This window comes from Lentzea sp. NPDC102401, assembly GCF_044765805.1.
GTDB classification, from domain to species: Bacteria; Actinomycetota; Actinomycetes; order Mycobacteriales; family Pseudonocardiaceae; genus Lentzea; species Lentzea sokolovensis.
The window spans coordinates 813,861-838,964 of sequence record NZ_JBIWKS010000001.1 but is presented as its reverse complement, the minus strand read 5'-3'; the positions used below and the strand labels follow the sequence as shown (position 1 = coordinate 838,964).

At 68.7% G+C, this 25,104-nt stretch carries 18 protein-coding genes; 14 read left to right on the top strand and 4 right to left on the bottom strand.

Features of this window, described 5'->3' with window-relative positions; all coding sequences use genetic code 11:
• Positions 1-102 precede the first annotated feature (102 nt).
• The 10 genes from ACIRG5_RS03670 to ACIRG5_RS03625 all read left to right on the top strand — a co-directional run bounded on the left by ACIRG5_RS03670 (position 103) and on the right by ACIRG5_RS03625 (position 9,291).
• Positions 103-1,332 (top strand): ROK family protein, encoded by a 1,230-nt coding sequence (locus tag ACIRG5_RS03670; RefSeq protein WP_402899587.1) that lies wholly within the window; start codon positions 103-105, stop codon positions 1,330-1,332.
• Between the two features lie 70 nt (positions 1,333-1,402).
• Positions 1,403-2,017, top strand: coding sequence for an NPCBM/NEW2 domain-containing protein (locus ACIRG5_RS03665; RefSeq protein WP_402899584.1), 615 nt, complete (start codon positions 1,403-1,405; stop codon positions 2,015-2,017).
• A gap of 82 nt (positions 2,018-2,099) precedes the next feature.
• Positions 2,100-2,555 (top strand): hypothetical protein, encoded by a 456-nt coding sequence (locus tag ACIRG5_RS03660; RefSeq protein ID WP_402899581.1) that lies wholly within the window; start codon positions 2,100-2,102, stop codon positions 2,553-2,555.
• 158 nt (positions 2,556-2,713) lie between these two features.
• The gene (locus tag ACIRG5_RS03655; protein ID WP_402899578.1) at positions 2,714-3,637 is read left to right on the top strand and encodes a carbohydrate ABC transporter permease; all 924 of its coding nucleotides are present in this window, start codon (positions 2,714-2,716) and stop codon (positions 3,635-3,637) included.
• Positions 3,627-4,460, top strand: coding sequence for a carbohydrate ABC transporter permease (locus ACIRG5_RS03650; RefSeq protein WP_330274724.1), 834 nt, complete (start codon positions 3,627-3,629; stop codon positions 4,458-4,460). The genes ACIRG5_RS03655 and ACIRG5_RS03650 overlap by 11 nt, the downstream gene beginning before the upstream one ends.
• 15 nt (positions 4,461-4,475) lie before the next feature.
• Positions 4,476-5,783, top strand: a complete 1,308-nt coding sequence (locus ACIRG5_RS03645) for an ABC transporter substrate-binding protein (protein WP_402899574.1) — start codon at positions 4,476-4,478, stop codon at positions 5,781-5,783.
• Positions 5,780-6,862 (top strand): Gfo/Idh/MocA family protein, encoded by a 1,083-nt coding sequence (locus ACIRG5_RS03640; protein ID WP_402899571.1) that lies wholly within the window; start codon positions 5,780-5,782, stop codon positions 6,860-6,862. The genes ACIRG5_RS03645 and ACIRG5_RS03640 overlap by 4 nt, the downstream gene beginning before the upstream one ends.
• Positions 6,859-7,725 carry a PmoA family protein gene (locus ACIRG5_RS03635; RefSeq protein WP_402899568.1) on the top strand — a complete coding sequence of 289 codons (867 nt, stop codon included), beginning with the start codon at positions 6,859-6,861 and terminating at the stop codon, positions 7,723-7,725. Before ACIRG5_RS03640 ends, ACIRG5_RS03635 begins: the two co-directional genes overlap by 4 nt.
• Positions 7,719-8,432, top strand: a complete 714-nt coding sequence (locus ACIRG5_RS03630; RefSeq protein ID WP_402899565.1) for a cupin domain-containing protein — start codon at positions 7,719-7,721, stop codon at positions 8,430-8,432. Before ACIRG5_RS03635 ends, ACIRG5_RS03630 begins: the two co-directional genes overlap by 7 nt.
• A gap of 76 nt (positions 8,433-8,508) precedes the next feature.
• Positions 8,509-9,291 (top strand): family 16 glycosylhydrolase, encoded by a 783-nt coding sequence (locus tag ACIRG5_RS03625; RefSeq protein WP_402899562.1) that lies wholly within the window; start codon positions 8,509-8,511, stop codon positions 9,289-9,291.
• Between the two features lie 49 nt (positions 9,292-9,340).
• Here the strand turns inward: ACIRG5_RS03625 and ACIRG5_RS03620 are convergent, their stop codons facing one another.
• Positions 9,341-10,615 carry a YncE family protein gene (locus ACIRG5_RS03620; protein WP_402899560.1) on the bottom strand — a complete coding sequence of 425 codons (1,275 nt, stop codon included), beginning with the start codon at positions 10,613-10,615 and terminating at the stop codon, positions 9,341-9,343.
• A 163-nt stretch (positions 10,616-10,778) separates the two neighbouring features.
• On the opposite strand from ACIRG5_RS03620, the gene ACIRG5_RS03615 reads away from it, so the two are divergent.
• Positions 10,779-11,423: a TetR/AcrR family transcriptional regulator gene (locus ACIRG5_RS03615; RefSeq protein WP_402899557.1), complete on the top strand. Its 645-nt coding sequence runs from the start codon at positions 10,779-10,781 to the stop codon at positions 11,421-11,423.
• A 75-nt stretch (positions 11,424-11,498) separates the two neighbouring features.
• Here ACIRG5_RS03615 and ACIRG5_RS03610 read toward each other — a convergent pair whose 3' ends face one another.
• A complete protein-coding gene (locus tag ACIRG5_RS03610) occupies positions 11,499-15,239 on the bottom strand; it encodes a glycoside hydrolase family 2 TIM barrel-domain containing protein (RefSeq protein ID WP_402899555.1) in 3,741 nt (1,246 codons plus the stop codon).
• Positions 15,240-15,426: 187 nt separating this feature from the next.
• On the opposite strand from ACIRG5_RS03610, the gene ACIRG5_RS03605 reads away from it, so the two are divergent.
• The 3 genes from ACIRG5_RS03605 (at position 15,427) to ACIRG5_RS03595 (ending at position 21,562) form a co-directional block, all read left to right on the top strand.
• Positions 15,427-16,830: a BNR repeat-containing protein gene (locus ACIRG5_RS03605; protein ID WP_402899553.1), complete on the top strand. Its 1,404-nt coding sequence runs from the start codon at positions 15,427-15,429 to the stop codon at positions 16,828-16,830.
• Between the two features lies 1 nt (position 16,831).
• The gene (locus tag ACIRG5_RS03600; RefSeq protein ID WP_402899550.1) at positions 16,832-19,672 is read left to right on the top strand and encodes a glycoside hydrolase; all 2,841 of its coding nucleotides are present in this window, start codon (positions 16,832-16,834) and stop codon (positions 19,670-19,672) included.
• A gap of 126 nt (positions 19,673-19,798) precedes the next feature.
• Entirely contained in the window at positions 19,799-21,562 is a 1,764-nt protein-coding gene (locus tag ACIRG5_RS03595) for a rhamnogalacturonan lyase (RefSeq protein WP_402899547.1), read from the top strand.
• A gap of 187 nt (positions 21,563-21,749) precedes the next feature.
• Here the strand turns inward: ACIRG5_RS03595 and ACIRG5_RS03590 are convergent, their stop codons facing one another.
• Together ACIRG5_RS03590 and ACIRG5_RS03585 are read right to left on the bottom strand one after the other, a co-directional pair.
• Complete coding sequence (locus tag ACIRG5_RS03590; RefSeq protein ID WP_402899544.1) at positions 21,750-22,757, bottom strand: GDSL-type esterase/lipase family protein; 1,008 nt, start codon at positions 22,755-22,757, stop codon at positions 21,750-21,752.
• The gene (locus tag ACIRG5_RS03585) at positions 22,754-25,003 is read right to left on the bottom strand and encodes a rhamnogalacturonan lyase (protein WP_402899541.1); all 2,250 of its coding nucleotides are present in this window, start codon (positions 25,001-25,003) and stop codon (positions 22,754-22,756) included. The genes ACIRG5_RS03590 and ACIRG5_RS03585 overlap by 4 nt, the downstream gene beginning before the upstream one ends.
• Positions 25,004-25,104 lie beyond the last annotated feature (101 nt).

The following is a 25,104-nucleotide window of genomic DNA, read 5'->3' as shown; positions in this document are numbered from 1 at the left end:
AGGATTCTTCAGTTACTAAACAAAGAAAGTCAACGGCTCGGGATGCTTTACTGATCCCGAGCTTGTCGATGTGCCAAGTTCGTCGTTCGACGGAGGAGTGCGGTGAGCGGACCGGCGCGGGTGACCCACGCGAGCACCAGGGCGGCGGTGCTGGACCTGGTCAGGGCGGCGGGCATGATCAGCCGGGTCGGCCTGGTCAACGCCACCGGCCTGACCGGCGGAACGATCTCCACGGTCGTCCGCGGCCTGATCGACGAGGGCCTGGTCGCCGAGACCGGGCACGCCGAGTCGACCGGCGGCAAGCGCCGGGTCATGTTGCAGCTCAACCACTTCGCGCGCTACGCCGTCGGTGTGCACCTCGACGGCGCGCGGATCACCTACGTGCTGACCAACCTCGGCGGGGCGGTCGTCGCCAGGATCTCGCGCGCGGGTGCCGGCGCCGACGAACCGGCGGCCGTGGTCGCCAGGGTGGCCCGCGAGGCCGACGCGCTGATCGACAGCGTCGGCGTCGAACGCGATCGAATCCTGGGACTGGGACTCGTCGCGGCCCGTCCGTCGGAGCACCACGAGTTCGGCCGGGCGCTGGAACGTGCGACGGGCCTGCCCGTGGTGCTCGACCACGACGCGACCGCGGCGGCGATAGGCGAGCACTGGTCCGGCGGCGTCGGCGCGACGTCGACGTTCGCCGCGTTGTTCATGGGAACCGGCATCGGTGCGGGGGTCGTGCTCGGCGGCACGACCTACCGCGGCCCCAGCGGGCACACCGGCGAGATCGGCCACGCCTGCCTCGACGTCGACGGCCCGCGGTGCTGGTGCGGTGCGAGGGGATGTCTGGAGGTGCTGGCCGGTCCCGCCGCCGTCGTGGAGCAGGCACGGGCGGACCGGGCGCTCACCCGTGCGGCGGGCCTGGTCGGCGGCAGGACCCGTGCGGCAACGCCGGTCGCGGCGGACTTCGCGGCGATCAGCAGGGCGGCCCGGCAGGGCAACTCCCGTGCGGTGGCGTTGCTGGAACGGTCCGCCCGCTACGTCGCGGCTGCGGCGCGCACGCTCGCGAACGTGCTGGACCTGGAGGTGCTGGTGCTCACCGGCCCGAGCTTCGCGATCGCGGGCTCGATCTACCTGCCGGTGCTGCGCGCCGAACTGGACAGTGCGTTCATCGCGCGGGACGTCCACCCGATCTCCGTGCGGCTGTCGCCATCGGCGGCGTCGGCACCGGCGATCGGCGCGGCGGCGATCGTGCTCCAGTCGGAACTGGTGCCGCGACGTCAGGGGCTGCGGCTGCCGGACGACCTGGCGGCGGAGGAGCCGCCGGTGTTCCAGGCATTGCGCTGAAGGACATCTTTTTGTCTCAAAAGGAGCCAAACCTTTAACAAAGAGGTGTCCGTCCCAGACAATGCCGGGCATGACTAGGCAAGACAGTGGCGCAGGTCACATATCCGGGCGATGGATCGCGGGCACGGCCGCCGTGGTCATCGTGCTGGTCGTCGGGACATCCCTGCTCGTCAGCGGAGTGTTGAGCGGTGAAGAGCCGGCGGCCACCGTCCTCACCACGTCACCGGCCGCGCCTCCGCCGCCCGTCGAGGACTGGTACGACCTCACCACCTATCAGACGGTCGAGTCCGGCGCCGGGCACGAGACCCTGGCGTCGATCAGCATCGGGGTGGGCAAGGAGCCGTTCGCCCGCGGCATCCGGGGTTCGGCCGGCTCGTCGGCGGCTCAGCCGGCCAACTTCCGCACCTGGTCCACCGCGGGCAGGTGCACCCGGCTGTCGGTGTGGATCGGCAAGGACGCGACCTCGGTCCAGACGGAGGGGGTCGGCCAGTTCGTGATCAGGGCGGACGAGACGGACGCCGTCACCCGGCAGGCGAGCATCGCCGACGCACCCCAGCACGTCGAGATCGACATCTCGGACGTCGACCGGCTGACGTTGCTGGACGTGCGCGCCGGTCGCGACGCCGCCAACGCCTGGGGCACCCCGCGGGTGTTCTGTTCCGCGGCGCCCGGGAAGGCGGTCTGATCGGCCCGTCCGGCGCTGGTGAGGCTTTGCGTTGAGGCGCAATAGCTTCAGTGCGCGCGGGTGAGCGCTGTTAACTGCCGTCATGGTTTCGAGAACCTTCAGCAAGATCGCCGGCCGGGTCGCGGCCGCCGCCGTGGTCGCGCTCTCGGCAGTCGTCGTCAACGCGCCCTCGGCGAGTGCCGCCGCGCAGGAGTTCATCTACTCGGGGCAGGACTACGGGTACGCCGGGGCGACGTTCGACTGGACCGGGCGCAGTTCGGTGGGCAACATCGACCTGCTCGTGTCGGACTGGGGCTGTGACGCCAAGCCGGTCTACGCCTACTTCCTGTTCTACAACGGGTCGCTGCACCCGGACACGACGCCGACGCGCCGGTACGACTACTCCGGCTGCGACAAGGAGGACTACTCGTCCTACAACAACCTGACGTGGTCGATCAGCGGCGACTCGATCACCTACATGGGCGTCGTCGTCTGCCGTGACGCGTCGAACGGCCCGTGCAAGGTGGGCGGGCTCTCCGGGCGCAACCCCTACGCGTAGCGACCAGGTCCACAAAGGACCTGAGTCGAACGGGTAGTCGAACAGCGACGCGGCTGTTCGACTACCCGTTCGACTGCATTCGACGGCCTTGCTTGACGCTCGTGGTGCACCGATGCAGACTCCGGAAAGCGTTTTCCAGACGACGGGGTCAGGAGTTCATGAGCGCCCTCGACGAACTGCGCGGGCTGCGTCGCAGCGGCGCGCAGGTGCGCAAACGTGACAACAAGGCCGCGTTCTGGTTCCTGGCGCCCTGGTTCGCCGGACTGCTCCTCGTCACGGTCGGTCCGGTGCTCGCGTCCTTCGGACTGGGCTTCACCAGGTACAACCTGATCCAGCCGCCGAAGCTCATCGGATTCGACAACTTCGCGCGCATCCTCAGCGACACGCGCCTGCACAACGCGCTGCGGGTCACGTTCACGTACGTGCTCGTGTCCGTGCCCTTGCAGTTGGCGTGTGCGCTGGGCGTTGCGCTGCTGCTCAACCGCGGGCTGCGCGGGCTCGCCTTCTACCGCTCGGCGTTCTACCTGCCGTCACTGCTCGGGTCGAGCGTGGCGATCGCGGTGCTGTGGACGCAGGTGTTCGGCACCGAGGGCCTGGTGAACCGCGTGCTGGGCTTCTTCGGGGTCGAGGGCAAGGGGTGGATCTCCGATCCGGACACCGCGCTGTCGACGCTGATCGTGCTGAACGTGTGGACGTTCGGCTCACCGATGATCATCTTCCTGGCCGGGCTGCGGCAGATCCCCGAGGTCTACTACGAGGCCGCCGCGATCGACGGGGCCGGCAGGTGGTCGCGGTTCTGGCGGATCACCCTGCCGCTGCTGTCGCCGATCCTGTTCTTCAACCTGGTGCTGCAGATCATCCACGCGTTCCAGTCGTTCACGCAGGCGTTCGTCGTCTCCGGCGGCACCGGCGGGCCGTCCGACTCGACCATGTTCTACACGCTCTACCTGTACCAGCAGGGTTTCAGCCGGTTCGACATGGGGTACGCGTCGGCGCTGGCCTGGTTCCTGCTGCTGATCATCGCGGCGTTCACGGCGATCAACTTCTGGGCGGCGAAGTACTGGGTGTTCTATGACGACTGAGCGGCTTTCCCGGCTGGCCAAGCACACCGGCCTGGTCCTGTTCGGGTTCGTGATGCTGTACCCGGTGCTGTGGATGGTCGTGAGCTCGTTGCGACCGGGTGACGAGATCTTCCGCAGCCCCGGGCTGATCCTCGACAGCTTCCAGACCGAGAACTACACCGAGGGCTGGAACGCGCTCACGCCGTCGTTCGGGACCTACCTGCTCAACTCGGCGATCCTGGTGCTGGGCTGCATCGTCGGCAACCTGGTGTCGTGCTCGATGGCGGCCTACGCCTTCGCCCGGTTGCAGTTCACCGGCAAGCGGTGGTGGTTCGGCCTCATGCTCGGCACGATCATGTTGCCGATCCACGTGATCATCGTGCCGCAGTACGTGCTGTTCTCGAACATCGGCTGGGTCAACACGTTCCTGCCGCTGATCGTGCCGAAGATCCTCGCCACCGACGCGTTCTTCGTCTTCCTGATGGTGCAGTTCATCCGGGGCCTGCCGCGCGAGCTCGACGAGGCGGCGCGCATCGACGGCTGCGGTCACCCGCGGATCTTCGCGCAGATCGTGCTGCCGCTGATGAAACCGGCGCTCGCGACCACCACGATCTTCACGTTCATCTGGACGTGGAACGACTTCTTCAGCCAGCTGATCTACCTGACGGATCCGGACATGTACACGGTTCCCGTCGCCCTGCGCTCGTTCGTCGACTCGACGGTCGCCACGTCGTGGGGCTCGCAGTTCGCGATGAGCGTCGTGTCGCTCCTCCCGATCTTCCTCGCCTTTCTCGTCGGCCAGCGGTACCTCGTCCAGGGGATCGCCACGACCGGGGGCAAGTAGCCGAAAGGACAGCTCATGTTCAGAGGTGTTCGCCGCGGTGCCGCGTGGGCGGTTCTGCTGTCGCTGACCGCGTCCCTGGCGGGGTGCGGGTCCGGGTCCGACGCGGGTGGCGACCTGACGACGGAGAAGGTCACGCTGCGCTTCACCTGGTGGGGCGCCGACGACCGGCACAAGCGGACCCAGCAGGTCATCGACATGTTCCAGAAGAAGCACCCGAACATCACCGTCAAGGGCGAGTTCAAGGAGTGGAACGGCTACTGGGACAGCCTCGCCACCACCATGGCGGCCAACGACGCGCCGGACATCATGCAGATGGACGAGCTCTACATCGCCTCGTACGCCGAGCGCGGCGCGTTGTTCGATCTGAACGAGGCCAAGAAGCACCTGGACACCGCGAACTTCGACCAGAAGGCGCTCGCGACCGGTGCGATCGCGGGCAAGCAGTACGGCTTGCCGGTCGGCCTGGGCATGTACTCGATCATGGTCAACCTCGACCTGCTGGCGAAGTACGACATTCCGGTGCCCGACGACACCAAGTGGTCGTGGGACGACCTGAAGAAGATCGGCGACCAGGTGTCGAAGGCCGGTGGCGGTCAGGTGTTCGGCGTGCAGTCGCCCGGCATCAACGACGCGGCTGGGCTGAGCATCCGGGCGCGGCAGCAGGGCAAGGCGATGTTCGACGCCGACGCCAAGGTCGTGCTGCCGCAGGAGATCGCGCGAGACTACTGGCAGTACATCCTCGACCTGTCGAAGTCCGGTGTCGCGGCGCCGCCGTCGGTGACCGTCGAGAAGGCCTCCGCAGGGCTCAACCAGTCCGCCACCGCGACCGGCACCGCGGCGTTCGGCCTGTGGTGGAACACCCAGCTCACGGCGCTGACCGCCGCCAGTGGCGCCAAGCTGAAGCTGTTGCGGCTGCCCGGTGAGACGCAGGGCAAGGCACCCGGCGCCTACTACAAGCCGTCGATGTTCTGGTCGGTGTCCTCGCGGTCGAAGTACCCGGCCGAGGCCGCCGCGTTCGTGAGCTTCCTCGCCAACGACGAGGAGGCCGCGAAGATCCTGCTGACCGAACGTGGCGTGCCCGCCAACCAGAAGATCCGCGAGGCGATCGCGGGGCAGCTCAAGGACACCGACAAGGCCGCCAAGGAGTACCTCGACACGGTGCCGGTCAGCGACCCGCCCAGGATCACGCCGAACGGCGCCAGCACCCTCGACACCATCCTCAAGCGGCACACCGAGGACGTGCTGTTCGGCCGGACCACACCCGACGCAGCCGCCGCGGCGTTCATCAAGGAAGTCCAGTCCGAAGTGGACGCGGCGAGGTGAGGCGTGCCGCCATCATCGGCACGGGTGCCATCGCGGCCGCCCACGCCGAAGCGCTGCGGGCGGCGGGAGGACGCGTCGAACTGGTCGCGGTGGTGGACGTGGACGCCGGTCGTGCGACGGCGTTCGCCGAGGAGTGGGGTGTGCCGCGCACACACCCCACTCCGGCCGCGCTGCTCGACGCGGAGGACCTGGACCTGGTGCACATCTGCACACCTCCGCGCTCCCACGTGCCGCTCGCGCTGGAATGCCTGGCCGGGAACGTGAACGTGCTGGTGGAGAAGCCGCCGGCGTTGTCGCTGAGCGAGATCGACATGTTGATCGCGGCCGAGCGCGGCTCGACCGGCCGGGTCGCGACGGTGTTCCAGCACCGCTTCGGGCCCGCCGCGATCCGGTTGCGGCGGCTGGTCTCCGAGGGGGTGCTCGGGCGGTCGTTCGTCGCCAAGTGCGACACGCTCTGGTATCGCGGCGACGCCTACTTCGACGTGCCGTGGCGCGGCACGTGGGAGAGCGAGGGCGGCGGGCCGACGATGGGCCACGGCATCCACCAGTTCGACCTGCTGCTGTCGATTCTCGGACCGTGGCAGGAGATCCGGGCGGTGGCGGTCCGGCAGGCGCGGGACGTGCAGACCGAGGACGTCTCCCTGGCGCTGGTGACCTTCGCCGACGGCACGGTCGCCTCGGTGATCAACTCGTTGCTGTCGCCGAGGGAGACCTCGCAGCTGAGGTTCGACTTCGAGCGCGCCACGGTCGAGGTCGAGCACCTCTACGGCTACACCGACGCGCATTGGACCATCACCCCCGCGCCCGGCCACGACGAGGTGGTCGCTGCCTGGCGTGGCGAGCAGGCGCTGGTCGTGAGCGGCCACCGGTGCCAGCTGACGGCGTTGCTGGACGCGCTGGACAGCGGCGAGACGCCACCGGTGACCCTGGCGGACACCAGGAACACGATGGAGTTCATCGCGGCGCTCTACGCCTCCGCGTTCACCGGTGCCGTCGTGAAGGCCGGCGAGATCGGTCCGGACAGCCCGTTCTACGCGACGATGGAAGGAATCGGTGCCCCGTGGGCGGATCCCCGGTGATCACGCGACAGGACGACGAGGTGCTCGCCGTGTCGGTGGGCGACGTCGAGCTCTTCCGATACGTGCACCGGCCGTCCACGCCGGCGTTCGAGGGCCCGAAGCCCTACCTGCATCCCGTGCGCACGCTGGCCGGTGACGTGGTGACGGCGTTCCGGCCGCACGACCACCGCTGGCACAAGGGCGTGCAGATGACCGCGACCGACGTGTCGGGGGAGAACTTCTGGGGTGGCGTGACGTACGTGCGCGACCAAGGGTACGTGGTGCTGCCCAACGTCGGGACCATGCTGCACGAGGACTTCGAGGTCGACGGCGCCCGGTTCACCGAGCGGCTGTCCTGGTTCACCGAGGCGGGCGAGCGCTGGGTCGGGGAGAGGCGCTCGTTCTCGGTGCGTGACGTCGAGGACGACTCGTGGACGCTGGAGTTCGCCACCACGCTGACGAACCTCCGCCTGGAGCCGCTGGTCTTCGGCAGCCCCACGACCAACGGCCGTGAGCTGGCCGGCTACACCGGTTTCTTCTGGCGCGGCCCGCGTTCGTTCACCGACGGCCAGGTCGTCGCGGCGGACGGGGGAGTGGGCCAGGAGATGATGGGTGAGACCGCGCGGTGGCTGGCGTTCATCGGCCGTCACGACGAGGTGGACCGCTCGTCGACGCTGCTGTTCCTGGACCACCCGGACAACAAGGGCACACACTGGTTCGTGCGCAGCACACCGTTCGCCGCGGTCAACCCGTCGTTCGCCTTCCACGACACGGTGGAGCTGGCTCCTGGCGACGCGCTGAGCCTGCGCTACCGGCTCGTCGTGGCAGACGGCGAGTGGGACAGGGGCCGACTGGAATCCTATGTGGAGGAACATCCGTGGTGACGCCGTTTCCCGGTGGGGTGGGGATCTCCGGCCTGAGGGTGTACGACTGGCCGGCGGTGGACGGGGTCTGCGGCGGCTCGCCGCACGTCCACCTCGCGTGTTCGGAGTGCTACTACGTGATCGGCGGGCAGGGCAGCGTCCAGACCCTGACGCCACGCGGGTTCGCCGAGACGCCGTTGCGCGAGGGCACCGTCGCCTGGTTCACGCCCGGCACGATCCACCGCCTGGTCAACGACGATGACCTGCGGATTCTCGTCGTGATGCAGAACAGCGGCCTGCCGGAGGCGGGGGACGCGGTGTTCACGTTCCCCGCCGAGGTGCTGGCCGACGCGGAGAACTACTCCGCGCACGCTCAGGCCGGTGACGAGGAGTCGGCCAGGCGGCGCAGGGACCTTGCCGTCGAAGGGTTCCAGGAGTTGCGGCGCCGCGTCGAGGCGGGCGAGGGCGCGGCACTGGAGGACTTCTACCGATCCGCCGTGCGGCTGAAGCAGGGCGTTCTGGACGCCTGGGAGAAGCGGTGGCGGGCCGGCGCCCTGGCCTCGGCCGAACGCACCGGTGAACAGCTGAACCGCTTGCGGGAAGGCGACATCGGCCACCTCGCGGACGCGGACGTCCACGTGATGCGCGCGGAAGGGCCGCAGCGGTTCGGCATGTGCGGCCGGCTCGACGTCCACGACCCGGCGGAGGGCAGCTCACCGCACGACTGACGCCGTCGAGTCGAACAGGTCTGTCGAATCGACGGAACTGTTGTGCGGCAACAAGTCCGTGCCGGACAGTGAGGCGATGAGAATCGCAGCAGGCGCACTCGTCGTCGTCCTCGCCGCCGCTTCCACGACCCCCGCGAACGCGGCGGCGTGGGAAGAGGTCATCGGGACGGGGTCCTTCAGCGGCTACGGCGCGCTGGAGTCGGAATGGAACTACCGCTACCCGTGGGGCTCCGATCACAACGGCACGGCCAGGATGTACGCGAGCTCCAGCGACCACAACCACGTGTCGCTGTCGGGCGGCGTGCTGACGGTGAAGGCGACCCGCATCTCGTGGGACGAGGGCAACAGCGGGGCCGACCCGCACCTGCCCATCCGCTACCACTCCGGCGCGATCCACGCCAGGGAGCACGTCGTGGTGAACGACCAGTTCCCGAACTGGGAGGTGAAGGGCGACTTCCAGGCGCCGTCCACCCGCGGTACCTGGCCCGCGTTCTGGCTGACCGGCGTCAACAGCTGGCCGCCCGAGAGCGACGTCCTGGAGTTCAAGGGGGACAACCGGAACTGGTTCAACACCTTCCGGACGTCCAGCGACGTGTCGAGCTCGGTCGTAGGCGTGTCCTCGCCGGGCTCGTGGCACACCTACCGGGCCTGGATGACCAAGGTGAACGGCACCGACGTCGTCATCCACTACTACCTCGACGGCAAGTGGATCGCCCAGCACACCGCGAGGAACTTCGTCGGCAAGCCGCTCTGGGTGATCATCAACCTGCAGATGGAGGGCTCGTCCGGCAGCCCCGGCCCGACCGCGGAGACCGTCTACCGCGCCCGCAACGTCTACATCGGACGCACGCGGGCGTGAAAGAGGGGTGGCCCCGGCGAACACCGGGGCCACCTCCTTGGACCGGTGGTCAGTTGGCCGGGCTGGTCCAGCCGGCGGAGATGTGGGCGACGCGGACGCGTTGCGGGTGGTCGCCGACGGGGACGGAGACGACTTTCCGGCCGGTGCCGAAGTCGATCGCGGTGACCTGGTCGGCGCCGCTCTCGGAGATGACGCACTGGCGGCCGTCGCCGCTGACGGTGGCCCAGTAGGGCTTGGACGCGGTGACGAGCGGGCCTTCCTGCAGGGTGGCGCGGTCGACGACGGTGGCGTAGTCGTCCATGGTTCCGGCGACGCAAAGCTTGCTGCCGTCCGGGCTCATGGACAGGCCGTGGTGGCGTGAGTCGTTGACGAAGGTGGTGCGGTCGTCGCTGGTGTTCGGGTTCTTCGGCAGGGTCTTCACCTGGGTGATCCTGTCGGTGGCGACGTCGTACTCGATGAAGCCGTTGAAGTACGACACCTGGAAGTACAGCTTGGAGAAGTCAGGGCTGAACGTCGCGGGCCGCACCGCGTTGGACAGGTCCTTGCGGCCGAAGGCGTCCAGCTTGCCGCGCATGTCGATGGTGCGGACGATCTGGTAGGTGGCGGCGTCGACGACGGTGATGTGCCGGTCGCCCTTCAGGAAGTCCTGCCACGGGGCGTCGAAGTTGTTGTTGACCTCGCCGATCGACATGTTCCAGAGGTACCTGCCGCCGTTGGTGAAGACGTTCTCGTGCGGCTTGTCACCGGTCTTGAAGGAGCCGAGCTGCCGGCCGGTGTTGATGTCCAGCACGTGCACGGTGTTGGACGTCGACGCCGAGACCGCGATCTTGGTGCCGTCCGGGGAGACGGACATGTGATCGGCGCGGAAGCCCGACACGGGGAACCGCCACCTGATGTTCCCGGTGGCGAGGTCGAGGGAGACGACGTCGGCGAAGCTGGGTCGTGAGACGACCATGGCCGTGCCGTCGGGGGTGGAGTACATGTCGTCGACGAACTGGTCGTGCCCCTCGCCGGGGCCTGAGCGAATACCGAGGAAGAAGGCCAGCTTGATCGGGTTGAGGTAGATCTCGGTGAGTCGCTGGTCCTTGTCGGGGATGACGTTGATCCGGCCGATCTTGGCGAAGTCGCCGGTGGAGGCGATGACGTCGGCGGTGCCGTCCCAGTTGTTGCCGACGAACATCACCTCACGCAGCGGCGCCGCGGAGGCGGCCGGACTGGTGACGCAGGCGGCGAACACCGCCGCCACGGCGACGGCGTGGGTGAGACGGCGGCGTGTGAGAGCGCTTCCGGAAGGTTTCCGCGCAGGGTTGGACGAAGCGTGCATCGTTGCATCTCCGAGTGAAGTGGGCGCCGGCAAGGGAGGGCGCATGCCGCAGGGAATCTGAACTCGGCCAAGTTCAGATTTTACCTACTGGATAGTAGGCTGACGTGATCCCGGCCACAAGAGCCAGTGGAGGCAACCACCTCACCCGTCCGTTGGAGGCACCGTGGCAGGCAGGATCACCCCGGCGGAGGGCCGTTACGGCGGCAAGGACGCGGCCGAGCGCCGCGACGAGCGGCGCGGGCGGTTCCGGGAAGCGGGCCTGGAGACCTTCGGCACCGGACCGGGTTTCCGTGGGACTCGCCTGGGCGATCTGTGCAAGGCCGCCGGTCTGTCGAGCCGCCAGTTCTACGAGGAGTACCGCGCCCTGGAGGACCTGCTGGCCGACCTGCACCTCCACGTCAACGACGTGGCCGGGAAAGCCGTCGCCGAGGCGCTGCCCGGGGCAGGGCACCTGAGCCTGCCGGAGTTGTTGCCCCGCTTGGTGCACGCCTACGTGAAGGGCGCCTGTGCCGACCCGCGGCACGCTCGCATCGCCTACGTCGAGGTCGTCGGAGTCAGCCCCCGCATGGACCGTCAGCGCCTCGAACGCCGCGCCGTCTGGGTCGAGATGATCAACCGGCTGGCCGAGGACGCCGCCGCACGGGGCGAGATCCCTCCTGGCGACTACCGCATCACCGCCGCGGCCATCATCGGCGCCGTCAACGGACTCATGCACGACTGGGTCGTCGGGTGGGTCGACGCGACGCTGGACGAGGTAGCGGACGAGCTGGCCCAGATGGTGCTCGGCAGGTACCAGATCGCCGGGTGAGCAGAACGTCCACATCGGATGGACGCGGGCGTGAAAGGAGGTGGCCCCGGAGAACACCGGGGCCACCTCTTCCGGTCAGGCCCCCGCCGGAAGGCCCGACCAGGCCTCCTGCGACGTCAGCGGTCGCATCGTGATCGTGTACTCGTAAGTGCTGTCGGGACGGACCTGACTGCGCTGCCGCACCGGGTTCGGCGTGTCACCGACACCGGTCACGGCGTGATCGGCGTGCAGCGTGAAGTACCCCTTGTTGCGCTGCAACATGAACGGGTACGCGGCGCGTTCGATGTCGTCGTACTGCGTCACGCTGACCTCGGAAGCGCCCGACACCAGCAGGCCGGACGTGCGGCCGTCGGTGAGCAGCGCCCACCTGGTGTCGGTGTGGTTGCCGTGGTCCTGCGGACGGTGGTACTCGACGTACTGGTCGGCCACCGAGGTCGAGTGCACCCCGATCGGCGTGCCGTCCTTGCGGTCGATGTAGCTCTCCGCCTTCCTGCCGTACCAGGAGAACTCGGAGAAGCGGTCGGGCACGGACAGCTGGACACCGATGCGCGGCAGGTACGGCAGCGTCCGCATCGAACCCTGCGGCGTCACCCGGTGCCCGAGTCGCAGCACACCGGCCGAGTCCACCGAGTAGACCATCGTCTGGTCGAACCACGCCCCGCTCACACCGGGTGCGGCCACCTTGCTGTCGACGATGATCCGGGTGGTCCTGTGACCGTCCTTCTCCACGCGCACACCGGACACCGTGGTCTCCAGACGGTCCAGGCCGGCCTTGCGCCAGTCCTCGCCCTCGGCGCGCCCCCACGTGTAGGTCTCGTTGCTGATCGGAGCACGCCACGCGTCGAGTTTCGGACCGCTGGTGAGCAGCTCGCGGCCCCACGACTTCATGGACGTCAGCGCACCGGACTTCTTGTCGACCGTGTACGTGGCGCCTGCCGCCGTGGCGGTGACCTTCTGGGCGTCCTCCTGGGTGAACACGACGGCCCAGTCGAGCGGCGCCTTGTCCAGACCGGGAACGCGGCTGCCGCCCAGCGAGAACTGGTCGTGCGCGAGGACGTGCCCGGCCGGCAACAGCGGTGCCTTGGCCGACGTGACCGTCTCGACCGTCAGGAACCGTTCGCGATCCGCGTCGTCGACCGGCACCGGCAGCGAGATCGGCGCGGTCGAGGCGGCGGCGACGCGCAACGGCTGTTCGCCGCTCTTGACCACCCGTGAGCCTTCGGTGACCCGCCAGCGCAGGGTGAGGTCGTCGGTTCCGGTGAACTGCCTTTCGTTGGTCACCGACAGCACGCCGCCGGAGTAGCCGAACCGGATCGGCTGGTGAGCCCACGCCATCTGCGTGGTCTCCGGCTGCGGCTTGCGGTCCGTGCCGATCAGACCGTCCACACCGGACAGCGTCGACCCGTACGCGAAGTGCGTGCCGCGTTCCCGCACGCTGTCGAAGTCGAGCGCCAGCACGGCGCCGCCGGCCGGGGCGGAGGAGACACCGAGTTCGGCGGCCGGCAACGCTCGGTCGTAGACGCGCACGTCGTCCACCTCACCGCGGGCCATCCAGCCGACGGTCGACGGGTCGTTCCACGACATCTCGAAGTCGCGGCCGATGTTCACGTCGGCCGCCGAGTAGTCGATCGCGCCGGTGAACGGCAGGGTGCCCACCTCGGCGCCGTCGATGTACAGCCGCAGCGCGGTGCCGTCGTACGTGCCGCTGACGCGGTGCCACTCGCCGTAGAAGTCGGCGGGCACCTTCGCCTGCACCGCGCGCCACGTGCCGCTGTGGATGAAGAACTCGAGCGTGGTCTCGTTCTTCATCTTGAGCGTCCACTGGTGGTCGCCCTTGGCGATGATGGGGAACTGGCCGGTCCACCTGCCGGGCTTGACCCACGCGTCCAGCGTCAGCGCGGTGCCGGTGATGTCGAGCTTGCGGTCGCGGTAGACCTCGACGAAGTCGTCGAGCCCGGACAGCGACAGCGCCTTGCCGCGGTGGCCGTCGACCAGCTTCGGCGCGCCTGACAGCAGTGCGGTGATGTCGTTGCCCGAACTGTCCGGAGCGATGCGGGTCTTCTGCTTGATGTTCTGCTCGGCCCAGTCCCAGATGAAGCCGCCCTGGGTCTGCGGGTTGGCCCGGATGATGTCCCAGAACTCCCGGAAGTTGCCCAGGCTGTTGCCCATCGCGTGGGCGTACTCGCCGAAGATCAGCGGCTTGGTCGTGCTCTTCGCCTGCTCGGCGAACCTCTCCGGCGACGGGTAGCGCGGCCCCCACACGTCGGCGAACGGCGCGTCGCCGTCGGGGTTGTTGGACTGGTGGTAGATCGGCCGCGACGGGTCGTTGGCCTTGAGCCACTTCGCCATCTCGTAGTGGTGCGCGCCGAGTCCCGCCTCGTTGCCGGTGTCCCAGAGGAAGACGCTCGGGTGGTTCTTGTCGCGTTCGACCATGCCGATCAGCCGGTCCAGGAACGTGTCGCGCCACTCCGGCTGGTTGGCCTGGCACCAGCGGGCGCAGTTCTCGTGGTTGTGGGTCTCGATGTCGACCTCGTCGTCGATCCAGATGCCGTGCTGGTCGGCGAGGTCGTAGAAGTACGGATCGCTCGGGTAGTGCGAGGTGCGCACGGCGTTGACGTTGAGCTGCTCCATCAGCGCCACGTCGCGTTCCTGCGCCGCCCGCGGGACGTGCCTGCCGTGGTCCGGGTCGGTCTCCGCGCGGTTGACGCCCTTGAACAGCACGCGCTTGCCGTTGACCAGCAACGTCTTGTCGCGAATCTCGATCTCGCGGAAACCGGTGGTGTCACTGGTGATGTGCGTGATCTTGCCGTCGGGCGCGGTGAGCGTCAGCACGACGGTGTAGAGGTTCGGGGTCTCGTCGGTCCACTTGGCCGGGTTGCGGACGGGCAGCGTCAGACGGGCGGTGCTGCCGTCGGTTTCCTGGCTCACCGCAACGACTTCGGTTCCACGAGAGTCGCGCAGGCTGGCGGTGACGCGGTGCGTGCCGGTGGTGCCGCCGGGTTTGCGGCCGAGTTCGACGTCCGCGGTGAGGGTCGCGTCGGTGTAGGTGGCGTCGAGGTCGGTCTTGAGCGTGACGTCCTGGATGAACGTGGCGGGCGTCGAGTACAGCGACACCGAGCGGAAGATGCCCGAGTACCGCCACTGGTCGTAGTCCTCCAGGTAGGACCCGGCGCTCCACCGGTGCACCTGGACGGCGATCTTGTTGCGGCCCGGTCGCAGCGCGGAGGAGATGTCGAACTCGGCCGGGGTGTAGCCGCCCTGGTCGTAGCCGATGTACTTGCCGTTGACCCACACGAAGTAGCCGGACGTCACGCCTTCGAAGCGCACGAACGTCGAGCGCTTCGTCCAGTCGGCGGGCACCTCGAAGTCGCGGGCGTACGCACCGGTCGGGTTCACGTCGCGGGGCACGCGGGGCGGGTCGTCCGGCTGCACCTCGGTGGCGATGTTGCGGAAGATCGGGTGGTCCAGGCCGTCGGTCTGCCAGGTGTGCGGCACGGTCACCGCGCGCCAGCCGGACGTGTCGTAGTCGTCGGCGTAGAACCGCGCCGGGACGTCGGCGGGCCTGTCCGCCATGGAGATCCGCCACTGGCCGTCCAGCGACCGGGTGAACGGCGTGCGCTCGTCGCGGCGCACGGCCGAGGCGACGTCCGCCTGCGGGAGCAGCAACGCGTGGTGCGGCTCCTGTCCCTCGGCGATCTTGCTCGGATCTTCGAGGTAGGTGTGCACGTCCGGAGGGGGATCGGCCGCGGAGGCGATCGGTGTCGTCGAACCCACCGCAACCAACAGCACCGTGGCAAGAACAATCGCGCGCCGCACGCTGAACCTCCATGTTCAGACAGAACTGAACACAAGTGAACAGTCGGGGTGGAAGGGCGACAAGGGGTCACGAGGTCCGTGCCGTTCACATGGCGTCCGCTGTTATCGAACAAGTCGACGCTTGCGTTCGATTTTGTTCGACCTCACGCTCCGGGGACAAGCCGAACCGCGACCAGCCGGGGGAACCGTGAAGAGGACAGCTCTGAGCTTGGCGGCCGCAGTGCTGCTGGCGTCGTCGGGGATCGCGGTGGGTGCGCCCGCGGCAGCACCGGCGGTCAGCCTCGTGCGCGACACACTGCTCGATCCTTCCGCGCTGTACTTCGTGTCCTACGACGGAGTGGTGAACAACAACTCGTTCCAGCAGGACGCGATCCTGACCTATCAGGGACGTCAGTACGCCACCTGGTACACCGCGAGCCGCGAGGCCGTGGTCGCGCGGCGGACCGTGGGCGGCACGCGGTGGGAGACCGTGGTCCTGCCGCACAAGCTCAGCGTCGACGACTCGCACAACGTGATCTCGCTGGGAATCTCCCCGCAGGACAACGCGATCCACGTCGCGTTGGACACGCACAACACGCGCTTGTTCTACTTCCGGTCCCAGCCCGGCCTTGCGACGGGCACCCAGCAGTGGAACGCCGCCGCGTTCGGCTCGGTGCAACGCACGCTCGGCAGCGTCGAGCTCGGTGCCATGACGTACCCGCAGTTCGTGGTGACGCCCGAGGGCAGGCTGCAGTTCAGCTACCGCACCGGTGGCTCCGGCAACGGCGTCAACGAGCTGGCCGAGTACTCCGGCGGCACGTGGCGCAAGCTCGGCGGCTGGTCGTCCGCCGTCGGTTCGTACACCGGCCCGAACGGCGTGGTGTCCACCACCCGCAACATGTACCTGCACGGCCTGACCTACGACCGAAGTGGACGGTTGCACGCCGCTTTCACCTGGCGTGAAGGCAATGCCGGTGTGTTGTGCAACGCGGGCGGGCTGACCAACCACGACACCGGGTACGTCTACAGCGACGACCGCGGCCGGACTTGGCGCAACGGCGCCGGAACCGTGGTGGGCACCACGGGTGGCACACCCGTGAACGTCAGTTCACCGGGTCTGGTGGCCGATCCGCTCGACCCGAACCACGGCCTGATGAACCAGGAGAGTCAGGCCGTGGACTCCCAGGGCCGGCCGCACGTGGTGATCAGCTACGTTCCCGGCCGGTTCACCCAGTGCGTGTCGAACTACGCGCAGCAGCGCACGCAGTACGGCCGCACCTTCCACGTCTTCCGCGGAGCGGACGGCAGGTGGACCAAGATGGAGGTCCCGATCCCGCCGAACCACAGCCAGCGCACGAAGATCGTGTTCGACAGGGACGACAACGCGTACCTCGTGCTGCCGCGCGGGAAGATCGTGGCGGCCAGCAGGGCCAGCGGCTGGACGGACTGGACGACGTTGTTCGACCGCCCGTCGCTGCAGGCGTTCGGCGAGGTGAACGTGGACGCGTCGCGCGTCGCGTCCCAGGGGATCCTGTCGGTGCAGTACCAGCAGACCTCCAGCGGCACCACACCGTCGCCGATCCGCGTCGCCGACTTCCGGCTGGGGGTCTGACGTGGCAAGGCTTCTGCTGGCTCTCGCCCTCGTCGCCGCCGGTCTCACCACGCCGGTCGCGGCGGCGGACCCGTTGCCGCAGAACGGGGTCACCGTTCACATCGACCCGTCGTACCAGCAGCCGGAGTTCGAGGGCTGGGGCACCAGCCTGGTGTGGTTCGCGAACATCACCGGTGGCTATCCGGAGCCGATCCGCCGCAAGCTCGTCGACCTGCTGTTCGGTGAGGACGGACTGCGGCTGAACATCGCGCGGTACAACATCGGCGGCGGCAACGCGCCCGACGTCCGCGAGGACTACATGAAGAAGGGCGCGACGATGGAGGGCTTCTGGAAAGCCCCTCCCGGCACCACGCGCGGGGACGTGGACTGGTGGCAGCCGGACAACCCGGACCACTGGGACTTCTCCGCGGACGCCCACCAGCGCTGGTGGATCGACCAGGTCAAGCGCAAGGTCACGAAGTGGGAGGCGTTCAGCAACTCGCCGCCGTGGTTCCAGACCGTCAGCGGCTACGTCTCCGGCGGGTTCGACGCGAACACCGACCAGATCCGCCGGGACCGCGTCGAGGACTTCGCCACGTACCTGGCGCGCGTGACCCAGGAGATCGAACGCGCGCACGGCATCAAGTTCGACACGCTCGCTCCGTTGAACGAGCCCAACACGAACTACTGGGGCACGCAGATCGGCCCTGACGGCCAGCCGACCGGCGGACGTCAGGAAGGCGCGCACGCAGGACCCGAGTTGCAGCAGGAGGTTCTGCTCGCGACCCGACGCGCGCTCGACGAGCTGCGGTCGCGGGTGAAGGTGTCCGCGATGGACGAGACGAACCCAGGCACGTTCGTGCGCAACTGGAACGGCTACGGCCCGGCGCGGGACGTGGTCGACCAGCTCAACGTGCACACCTACGGCACCGGCCAGCGCACCAGCGTCCGCGACATCGCCAAGGGCGCCGGCGAGAAGCTCTGGATGAGCGAGGTCGAGGGCACCTGGGGCAACGGCACCACCGACTACACGAGCATGGAACCCGGTCTGGGCATGGCGACCAGGATGCTCGAGGACATCCGCGAACTCGAACCGTCCGCGTGGGTGTTCTGGCAGCCGGTCGAGGACACCGCTCCGCAGGCCGCTGCCGGAAAGAACTGGGGCAGCGTCCACATCCCGTTCGACTGCAAGGCGAACGACACGCTGGAGACCTGTCCTGTCAGGACCAACACCAAGTTCCACACCATCCGCAACTTCACCCACTTCGTCCGGCCGGGCGACCGGTTCGTCAAGACCGACGACCCGTCGAGCGTCGCCGCGGTGAAGCGGTTCGGCCTGGACGCGACCGTCGTACACGTCAACAGCGGCACCACCGATCGCGCGGTGACGCTGGACCTGTCCCGGTTCGGGCTCGTCTCGCCGCTGGCCGAGGTGACGCCCGTGGTCACCGACGCGTCCGGTGCCCTCGTGCGCGGCAAGCCGGTGCGGGTGGCGGGGAAGTCGGCGACGCTGACGGTGCCGGCGAAGTCGGTCACCACGTTCCTCGTCGACGGCGTGGCGGGGGTGTCCAGCGACGCCGCGCTCGTCCAGCCCGATCACGTGTACCGGATCACCATGGGCGGGAAGTCCTTGCAGCCGAACGACGACTGGGCGAACGCGGTCCTGCGGACCACCGACCCCGCGAGTGCGCGACAGCTGTGGGCGGTGCGGAAACTGGGGTTCGGCAACGGAAACCGCGAGCGGTACGAGATCGTCAGCGCGGTGACCGGAACCCGGCTGGCCGCGTCCGGTGACGCCGTCGTGCTGCAGTCGGCAGGCGACCCCGCGGCTCAGTGGATCATGTCGACGACCGGTGACGGCGGCTGGACGTTCGTCAACGCCGCCACCGGCACGCTGATCGACGCGACCGGGGAGACCGTGTCGGCCAGGACCCCGACCTCCGGCGCGAGCCAGCGCTGGACACCGGTCGACGAGACCGTGCAACGGGTTCAGGACGCCGCCGTGTTCACGGTTCCCAAGTTGCGGCCAGTGCTGCCGCAGACCGTGACGCCGGTGTACCCGGACGGAGCGCGGGGCGTTCTTCCCGTGGTCTGGAACCTCCCGCCGGACTGGCACTGGCAGCAGCCCGGCACCGTGCGCGTCCACGGCACGGCGACGGACGTGCTCGGGCGGAAGTTGCCCGCACTGGCCGTGGTCACCGTCGACACGATCGCCTCGACCCTGCCCGCTCGCGCGAAGACCTACGTCGGCGGACGACCCGAGCTGCCGGCCACCGTCACGGGCGTCGGCAAACGGGGCGGCAAGGCCGAACTCCCCGTGGTGTGGGACGCCGCGGTGTTCGACCACGTCGGGACGGTGCCGGTGTCCGGACGTGCCCAGGTCGTCGACGGCAGCACGGTGGCCGCGACGGCGGTCGTTCAGGTGACGGAACCGGTCGAGGTGAATGCGGCGCTGGACGCGGCTGTCGCGGCGACCTACACCGAGTCCGGCTACTCCGCGGACCGGCTGCGCAACGGCGTCACGGAGGAGAAGGCGTGGTCGAACTGGAGGTCCGGCACCAAGAACCCCACCGACACGATCACCTTCACCCTGGCCGGTACCCGTGATCTCACGCGGGTGGCCGTGCACTCGCATCGAGACGGCGAGGGCGGCATCGCCCAGAGTCTCAAGGTCCAGGTGCGCACGGTCGACGGCACGTGGGTCGACGCCAGCGGAGACGTCGAAGTCACCGCGCTGCGGACGGAGGTCGTGCTGAATCCCTCGCCGCCGGCGACCGCCGTGCGCGTCGTCCTCACCGCGCGTCCGTCCGGATATCTCACCCTCGGCGAGATCGAGGTGCTGGCGAAGGCGCCCGCTTTGTGAGTGGCGTCGAATCCGGGTCGAAGAATCACCCTCCGCGCATTCGAGTTGTTCGACGCTACTGTTTCTCGTGTGAAACGTTTCAATTTTGCGAGGGACAATTGTTCGGTGTCAGGAGGGTGATCGACGATGAGAAGGACAACGATGTCGGCACTGCTCGCGGCGATGCTCGTCGCGGGCGGCGTTCCCGCGGTCGCGGCCGAACCCGCGAATTCCGCTGACCGAGGGCTCATCAGCATTCGGTCGGTGCGCGGCGACGGCAACTTCGTGTCGTGGCGGCTGCTCGGTGGTGACGTCACCGACGTGGCGTTCAACGTCTACCGCGACGGTGTGAAGGTCAACCGCGCGCCGGTGACGACGGCGACGAGCTATCTCGACGCGGGTGCGCCCGCGACCGCGTCCTACTCGGTGCGCCAGGTGAGCGGAGGCGTGGAATCGGCGGCGGCCACGCGTTCCGTCGGCACCCTGGAGACGAGCAGGGACGTCCCGATCCAGAGTCCGGGATCCGGTTACGTGGCGAACGACGCGTCGGTCGGCGACCTGGACGGCGACGGCGAGTACGAGATCGTCCTGAAGTGGGATCCCGCTGACGCCAAGGACAACTCGCAGGCAGGCCGCACCGGCAATGTCTACCTGGACGCGTACAAGCTCAACGGCACCCGGTTGTGGCGCGTCGACCTCGGCCGCAACATCCGGGCGGGCGCGCACTACACGCAGTTCCAGGTCTTCGACTACGACGGCGACGGCAGGGCCGAGATCGCCGTGAAGACCGCGGACGGCACGCGGTCGGGCACCGGTCAGGTGATCGGCAACGCGAACGCCGACCACCGCAACAGCGACGGCTACGTCCTGGCGGGGCCGGAGTTCCTCTCGGTGTTCCGCGGCACGGACGGCGCGGTGCTCGACACCGAGAACTACGTGCCACCACGCGGAACCGTCTCGTCGTGGGGTGACAACTACGGCAACCGGGTCGACCGCTTCCTGGCCGCGACCGCGTACCTGGACGGCTCGCGGCCGAGCATCGTGATGGCCCGCGGGTACTACACCCGCAGCGTGATCTCCGCGTGGGACTTCCGGGGCGGGCAGCTGACCCAGCGCTGGACGTTCGACTCGGCGTCCCAGTCGAACCGGTCGGCCTGGGAGGGCAAGGGCAACCACAACCTCTCGATCGCCGACGTGGACGCCGACGGCCGCGACGAGGTCGTCTACGGCTCCATGGCCATCGACGACAACGGCCGCGGCCTCTGGCAGAACAGCACCCACCACGGCGACGCCCTGCACGTCGGCGACTTCATCCCGGGAAGGCCGGGACTGGAGGTCTTCAAGCCGTCGGAGTGGACGACCGAGGTCTCGCACTGGATGGGCGACGCGCGCACCGGCCAGATCATCTGGAGCGCGCCGTCGTGCGGCTGCGACAACGGCCGCGGGGTCGCCGCGGACATCTGGGCGGGCAACCCCGGCGCGGAGGCGTGGTCGGCGTCCGTGGGCGGGCTGCGCAGTGCCACCACGGGAGCCCAGGTCGCCGCGCGCAAGCCGGGTTCGATCAACTTCGTGATCTGGTGGGACGGTGACGCGCAGCGCGAGCTGCTCAACGGCACCACGATCGACAAGTACGGCCCCAACGGCGACACGCGGTTGCTCACCGGTTCGGGCGTGGCCGCCAACAACGGCACCAAGTCCACGCCGGCGTTGCAGGCGGACATCCTCGGCGACTGGCGCGAGGAGGTCATCTGGCGGACCTCGGACAGCCGGGCGTTGCGGATCTACTCGACCACCGAGCCGACGACGATCCGGCGGGCCTCGCTGATGGAGGACCGGCAGTACCGGGAGGCTGTGGCGTGGCAGAACACCGCCTACAACCAGCCGCCGCACCCGAGTTTCGCCTCACCCTGATGTGCACTGCCGAATCCGCGAACGGGTCACCGCTCGCGGATTCGGTTCTTTGTGAGTCGCGCCACTACGGTAGTGCCCCGCGCCGCAAGTTCGCCGCTGAAGTCGTTCCACCGGCCGCATGCCACCTCATCCGCGCCATCTTCAACCGCACGCGGGGACATTAGCGACGGATTTCCGGCGCACGACACTAGATCCTGGCCGCCACGATCGGTGCCAGCCTTTCGGCGATCTTGCGGTGGCCCTGGTCGTTCGGGTGCACGTTGTCCGACGTGTCGGTGGCCTCGTCGATCCAGCCCAGTGTGTCGACGAAGTGCACGTTGCGGTCGCCGCCGTCGGTGAGGGTCTTCACCGCCGCCTGGGTCTCCGGGACGTACCGCTTGCGGAACGTGGCGAGAGCGAAGATCGCCGCCGTCGGGTACTTCTCCCGCGCACGCCGCAGCAGCGTGACGTAGGAGGAGCGGAACTCGTCCTTGGTGACGCTGTGGCCGACGTCGTTCGTGCCGAGGTTGATCACGACGGCGTTCGCCTTGTAGCGGCCGAAGTTCCACGCGGGCGCGGTCAGCGCCAGGCCGGTGCGCAGGAAGCCCTCGCGCATGCTCAGGCAGCCGTCCGCCGCCGGGTGCAGGCACGCGCCGCCCACCGCGATCTGCGTGTGGCCGGCCTTGAGCTTCTCGCCGGTCAGCCAGCCGTACGCGGTGAGCGCCTGCTTCGACGACAGCTGGCCGACGGTGATCGAGTCACCGACGAACTCGATGATCTTCGACGGCACGGTGGGCGCGAACGTGCGTGCGCCGGTGTCGATCTCGATGCCCTGATACACCGCGTCGCCCTTGTAGGAGCCCGCGATCGGGCGGTAGGAGACGCGGAGGGTGTGGTTGCCCGCGGCCAGTGGTGCCGGGGTGAGGTCCACCGTGCCGGTCCGGTTCACGTAGGACACGTCAGGACCGCCGTCGATGCTCACGAAGAAGTCGATCGCGCGGCGCTGCTTGAGCTTCACCGTCCGGCCGGTGAAGCCGACGACGAGGTAGGCGCCCGCCCACTCGGAGACGTAGGCGCTGGACGAACTCGTGTTCCAGCGGCCGAAGTACCTGACGTTCGGGTCGGTGGGCGAGCTCGTGGTGGCGGCGGACGCCGCCGGGGCCACGACGGCGGTGCTCGCGAGCACCGCCGCCGTGACGAGAAGTCGTGTGATCATGATCCGGCCAATCGGTGCGAGGGCAGGGGAACGCGCGACCAGTCGACGTCCGAGGCGAAGTAGAAGCTCGGATAGGACGGCTGGTTGTAGGTGGTCTGCTGGCGGGCGACCTCGACGCGGTACTGGCGGTCGTGCATGAGCGTGTACATCTTGTGGTTCGTCGGTTCGGTGCTGAGGTAGAACCGCAGGGCCGTGCTGTCCTGCGTGCGCACGACCAGTTCCTCGCGCCAGTCGCCGAACACGTCGGCCACGAGCGACGGGTTTCCCTTGGTGCCGTTGTTGGCGCGCGTCCCGGTGGCGGTGAGGAGCGTGCCGCGCCGCCAGTCGTCGACGGACGGCGTCACGTCCTGGGCGCCGTTCACGATCTGGGTCGTCAGGTCGCCGGCCCAACGGATGCTCATGTTCGTTCCAGGAGAACGGTTCTCGAGCCGGCGGCCGTCCGCGCTCCAGGTGCCGGCGGAGTCCGAGCCGTTCGGCATGGACGACCACGTCTCGAGGCCGGGCACGTCCGGGCGGACGTCGCCGATCATGCCGCGGCCGGTGTCCATTCCGGAGTAGGCGCCGTAGATCGTCGCTCCGGTGCGGGCATCGCGCAGCGCGTAGCCGTACGGGGCGGAGCGGGCGCCCTCGTGGACCATGTAGATCTCAACGCCGGGACGGTTCGGGTCGATGTCGGTGACGTGCAGGGCGTCACCGTGCCCGACCCGGACCTCGGCTCCCGGTTCCGCGCTGCCCGGCGGCAGCACGCCGACCGAGCTGTACAGCAACGAGCCGTTGTCGTCGAGCGTCGCGCCGCCGTAGATGATCTCCTGCTTGCCGTCGCCGTCCACGTCGGCGACGCTCAACGAGTGCGAGCCCTGCGTCGTGAGCTTGGCGTGGCTCGGGTTCGTGCCGTCGCGGCCGTGCGGGGTGTCGCGGAACGGGTTCGTCATCGGCACCCAGCCGCTGTCGACGAGCCAGCGCTTCTTGAGCCGCCGTCCGTCCCAGTCGTAAGTCGCTACCGTGGAACGGGTGTAGTAGCCGCGGGCGAAGATCGCGGACGGACGCTTGCCGTCCAGGTAGGCGACTCCCGACAGGAAGCGGTCGACTCGGTTGCCCGGTTCGATGCGGGACATCGCGTAGTCGCCCCACATCAGGCCGTCGTCGGTGCGGCCGGGTTCGTAGCGGACGGTCTGCAGCTCACGTCCCGTGGCGCCGTCGAAGACCGTCAGGTACTCCGGGCCGTCGACGATGAAACCGGCGAACTGGCGCAGTTTGTTGTTGGCGCTGCGGGACGGCGCGTAGACGTCGATGAAGTGGTCGGCCAGTGCGACAGCGTCCTCTGTGGACAGCGGGTAGGCGTACCGCGGCTCGATGCCGAACGCCTGTTCCAGCGTCGCGGGCCACCTGCCGGAGACCACCTCGGGATGTTCGCTCCAACCGCGGAACACGCCGACGAGGTGGTCGCGGTAGCCCTCCGGGCTGAGCCGGTAGTCGTCGGTGTGCCGATAGCCGGCGCGCACGTCCTCGCGCGGCATCGTGATGAACCGCTCGCGGCCGTCACGAGTCCCCGGCGCGGTCTTCGTCATCAGCTCCGCGCGGCCGTCGCCGTCGAAGTCGTAGACCAGGAACTGGGTGTAGTGCGCGCCCGCCCGGATGTTCACGCCGAGGTCGATCCGGTGCAGCAGCGTGCCGTCGAGGCGGTACGTGTCGAGGTACACCGGTCCGGTGTAGCCAACCTGCGAGACGTCCTTGGAGTTGCTGGGATCCCACTTGACGACGTACTCGTACTGACCGTCGCCGTCCACGTCGCCGACGCTGACGTCGTTGGCGGAGTAGGTGTAGTGCTCACCGGCCGGCGTCACGCCGTCCGCGGGCTTGCGCAGCGGCAGGTCGTGGTGGGACGCCGTCCATGCCGTCACGGACCTGCTGCGCCCCAGCGGGACACCACGTCGCACGGGAGCGACCTGGTACCGCGCACCTGGTGCCGCGCCGGTGTCGACGTAGGTGGTGCTGTCGCTGACGGTCGCGATGCGCCTCCCGTCCCGGTAGACCGCGAAGTCGGGTCCCGAGAGGCCGGTGGCGGTGGCGCCGGTGGCCTCCTGGCCGAGCAGGCGCCAGCTCAGGTGCACGCCGCCCTCGACGGTGGCCGCGACGAGCCCGCGGTCGAGGTGCTCTGCGGGGGAGGCGTGCGCGGAAGCGGGCAGCTGCCCGGCCAGGACGGCTGTGATCACGAACGGCAGCAGAACCCCTCGTCGCAGATCCACGACGGCTACGATGAACCGTTTCCACACTTGAGGCAAGGGCCTGGAAGTGTTGCGGCGTAATGTGGAAAGCGTTTTCCGCATCTCGCCGTCGAATCGAGTGC

Bases quoted from the DNA above. Each gene is read 5' to 3' on its own strand.
- ACIRG5_RS03655 (WP_402899578.1), top strand. From the start codon at position 2,714: ATGAGCGCCCTCGACGAACTGCGCGGGCTGCGTCGCAGCGGCGCGCAG.
- ACIRG5_RS03620 (WP_402899560.1), bottom strand. From the start codon at position 10,615: ATGCACGCTTCGTCCAACCCTGCGCGGAAACCTTCCGGAAGCGCTCTC.
- ACIRG5_RS03660 (WP_402899581.1), top strand. From the start codon at position 2,100: ATGGTTTCGAGAACCTTCAGCAAGATCGCCGGCCGGGTCGCGGCCGCC.
- ACIRG5_RS03650 (WP_330274724.1), top strand. From the start codon at position 3,627: ATGACGACTGAGCGGCTTTCCCGGCTGGCCAAGCACACCGGCCTGGTC.
- ACIRG5_RS03595 (WP_402899547.1), top strand. From the start codon at position 19,799: ATGAGAAGGACAACGATGTCGGCACTGCTCGCGGCGATGCTCGTCGCG.
- ACIRG5_RS03645 (WP_402899574.1), top strand. From the start codon at position 4,476: ATGTTCAGAGGTGTTCGCCGCGGTGCCGCGTGGGCGGTTCTGCTGTCG.
- ACIRG5_RS03625 (WP_402899562.1), top strand. From the start codon at position 8,509: ATGAGAATCGCAGCAGGCGCACTCGTCGTCGTCCTCGCCGCCGCTTCC.
- ACIRG5_RS03590 (WP_402899544.1), bottom strand. From the start codon at position 22,757: ATGATCACACGACTTCTCGTCACGGCGGCGGTGCTCGCGAGCACCGCC.
- ACIRG5_RS03665 (WP_402899584.1), top strand. From the start codon at position 1,403: ATGACTAGGCAAGACAGTGGCGCAGGTCACATATCCGGGCGATGGATC.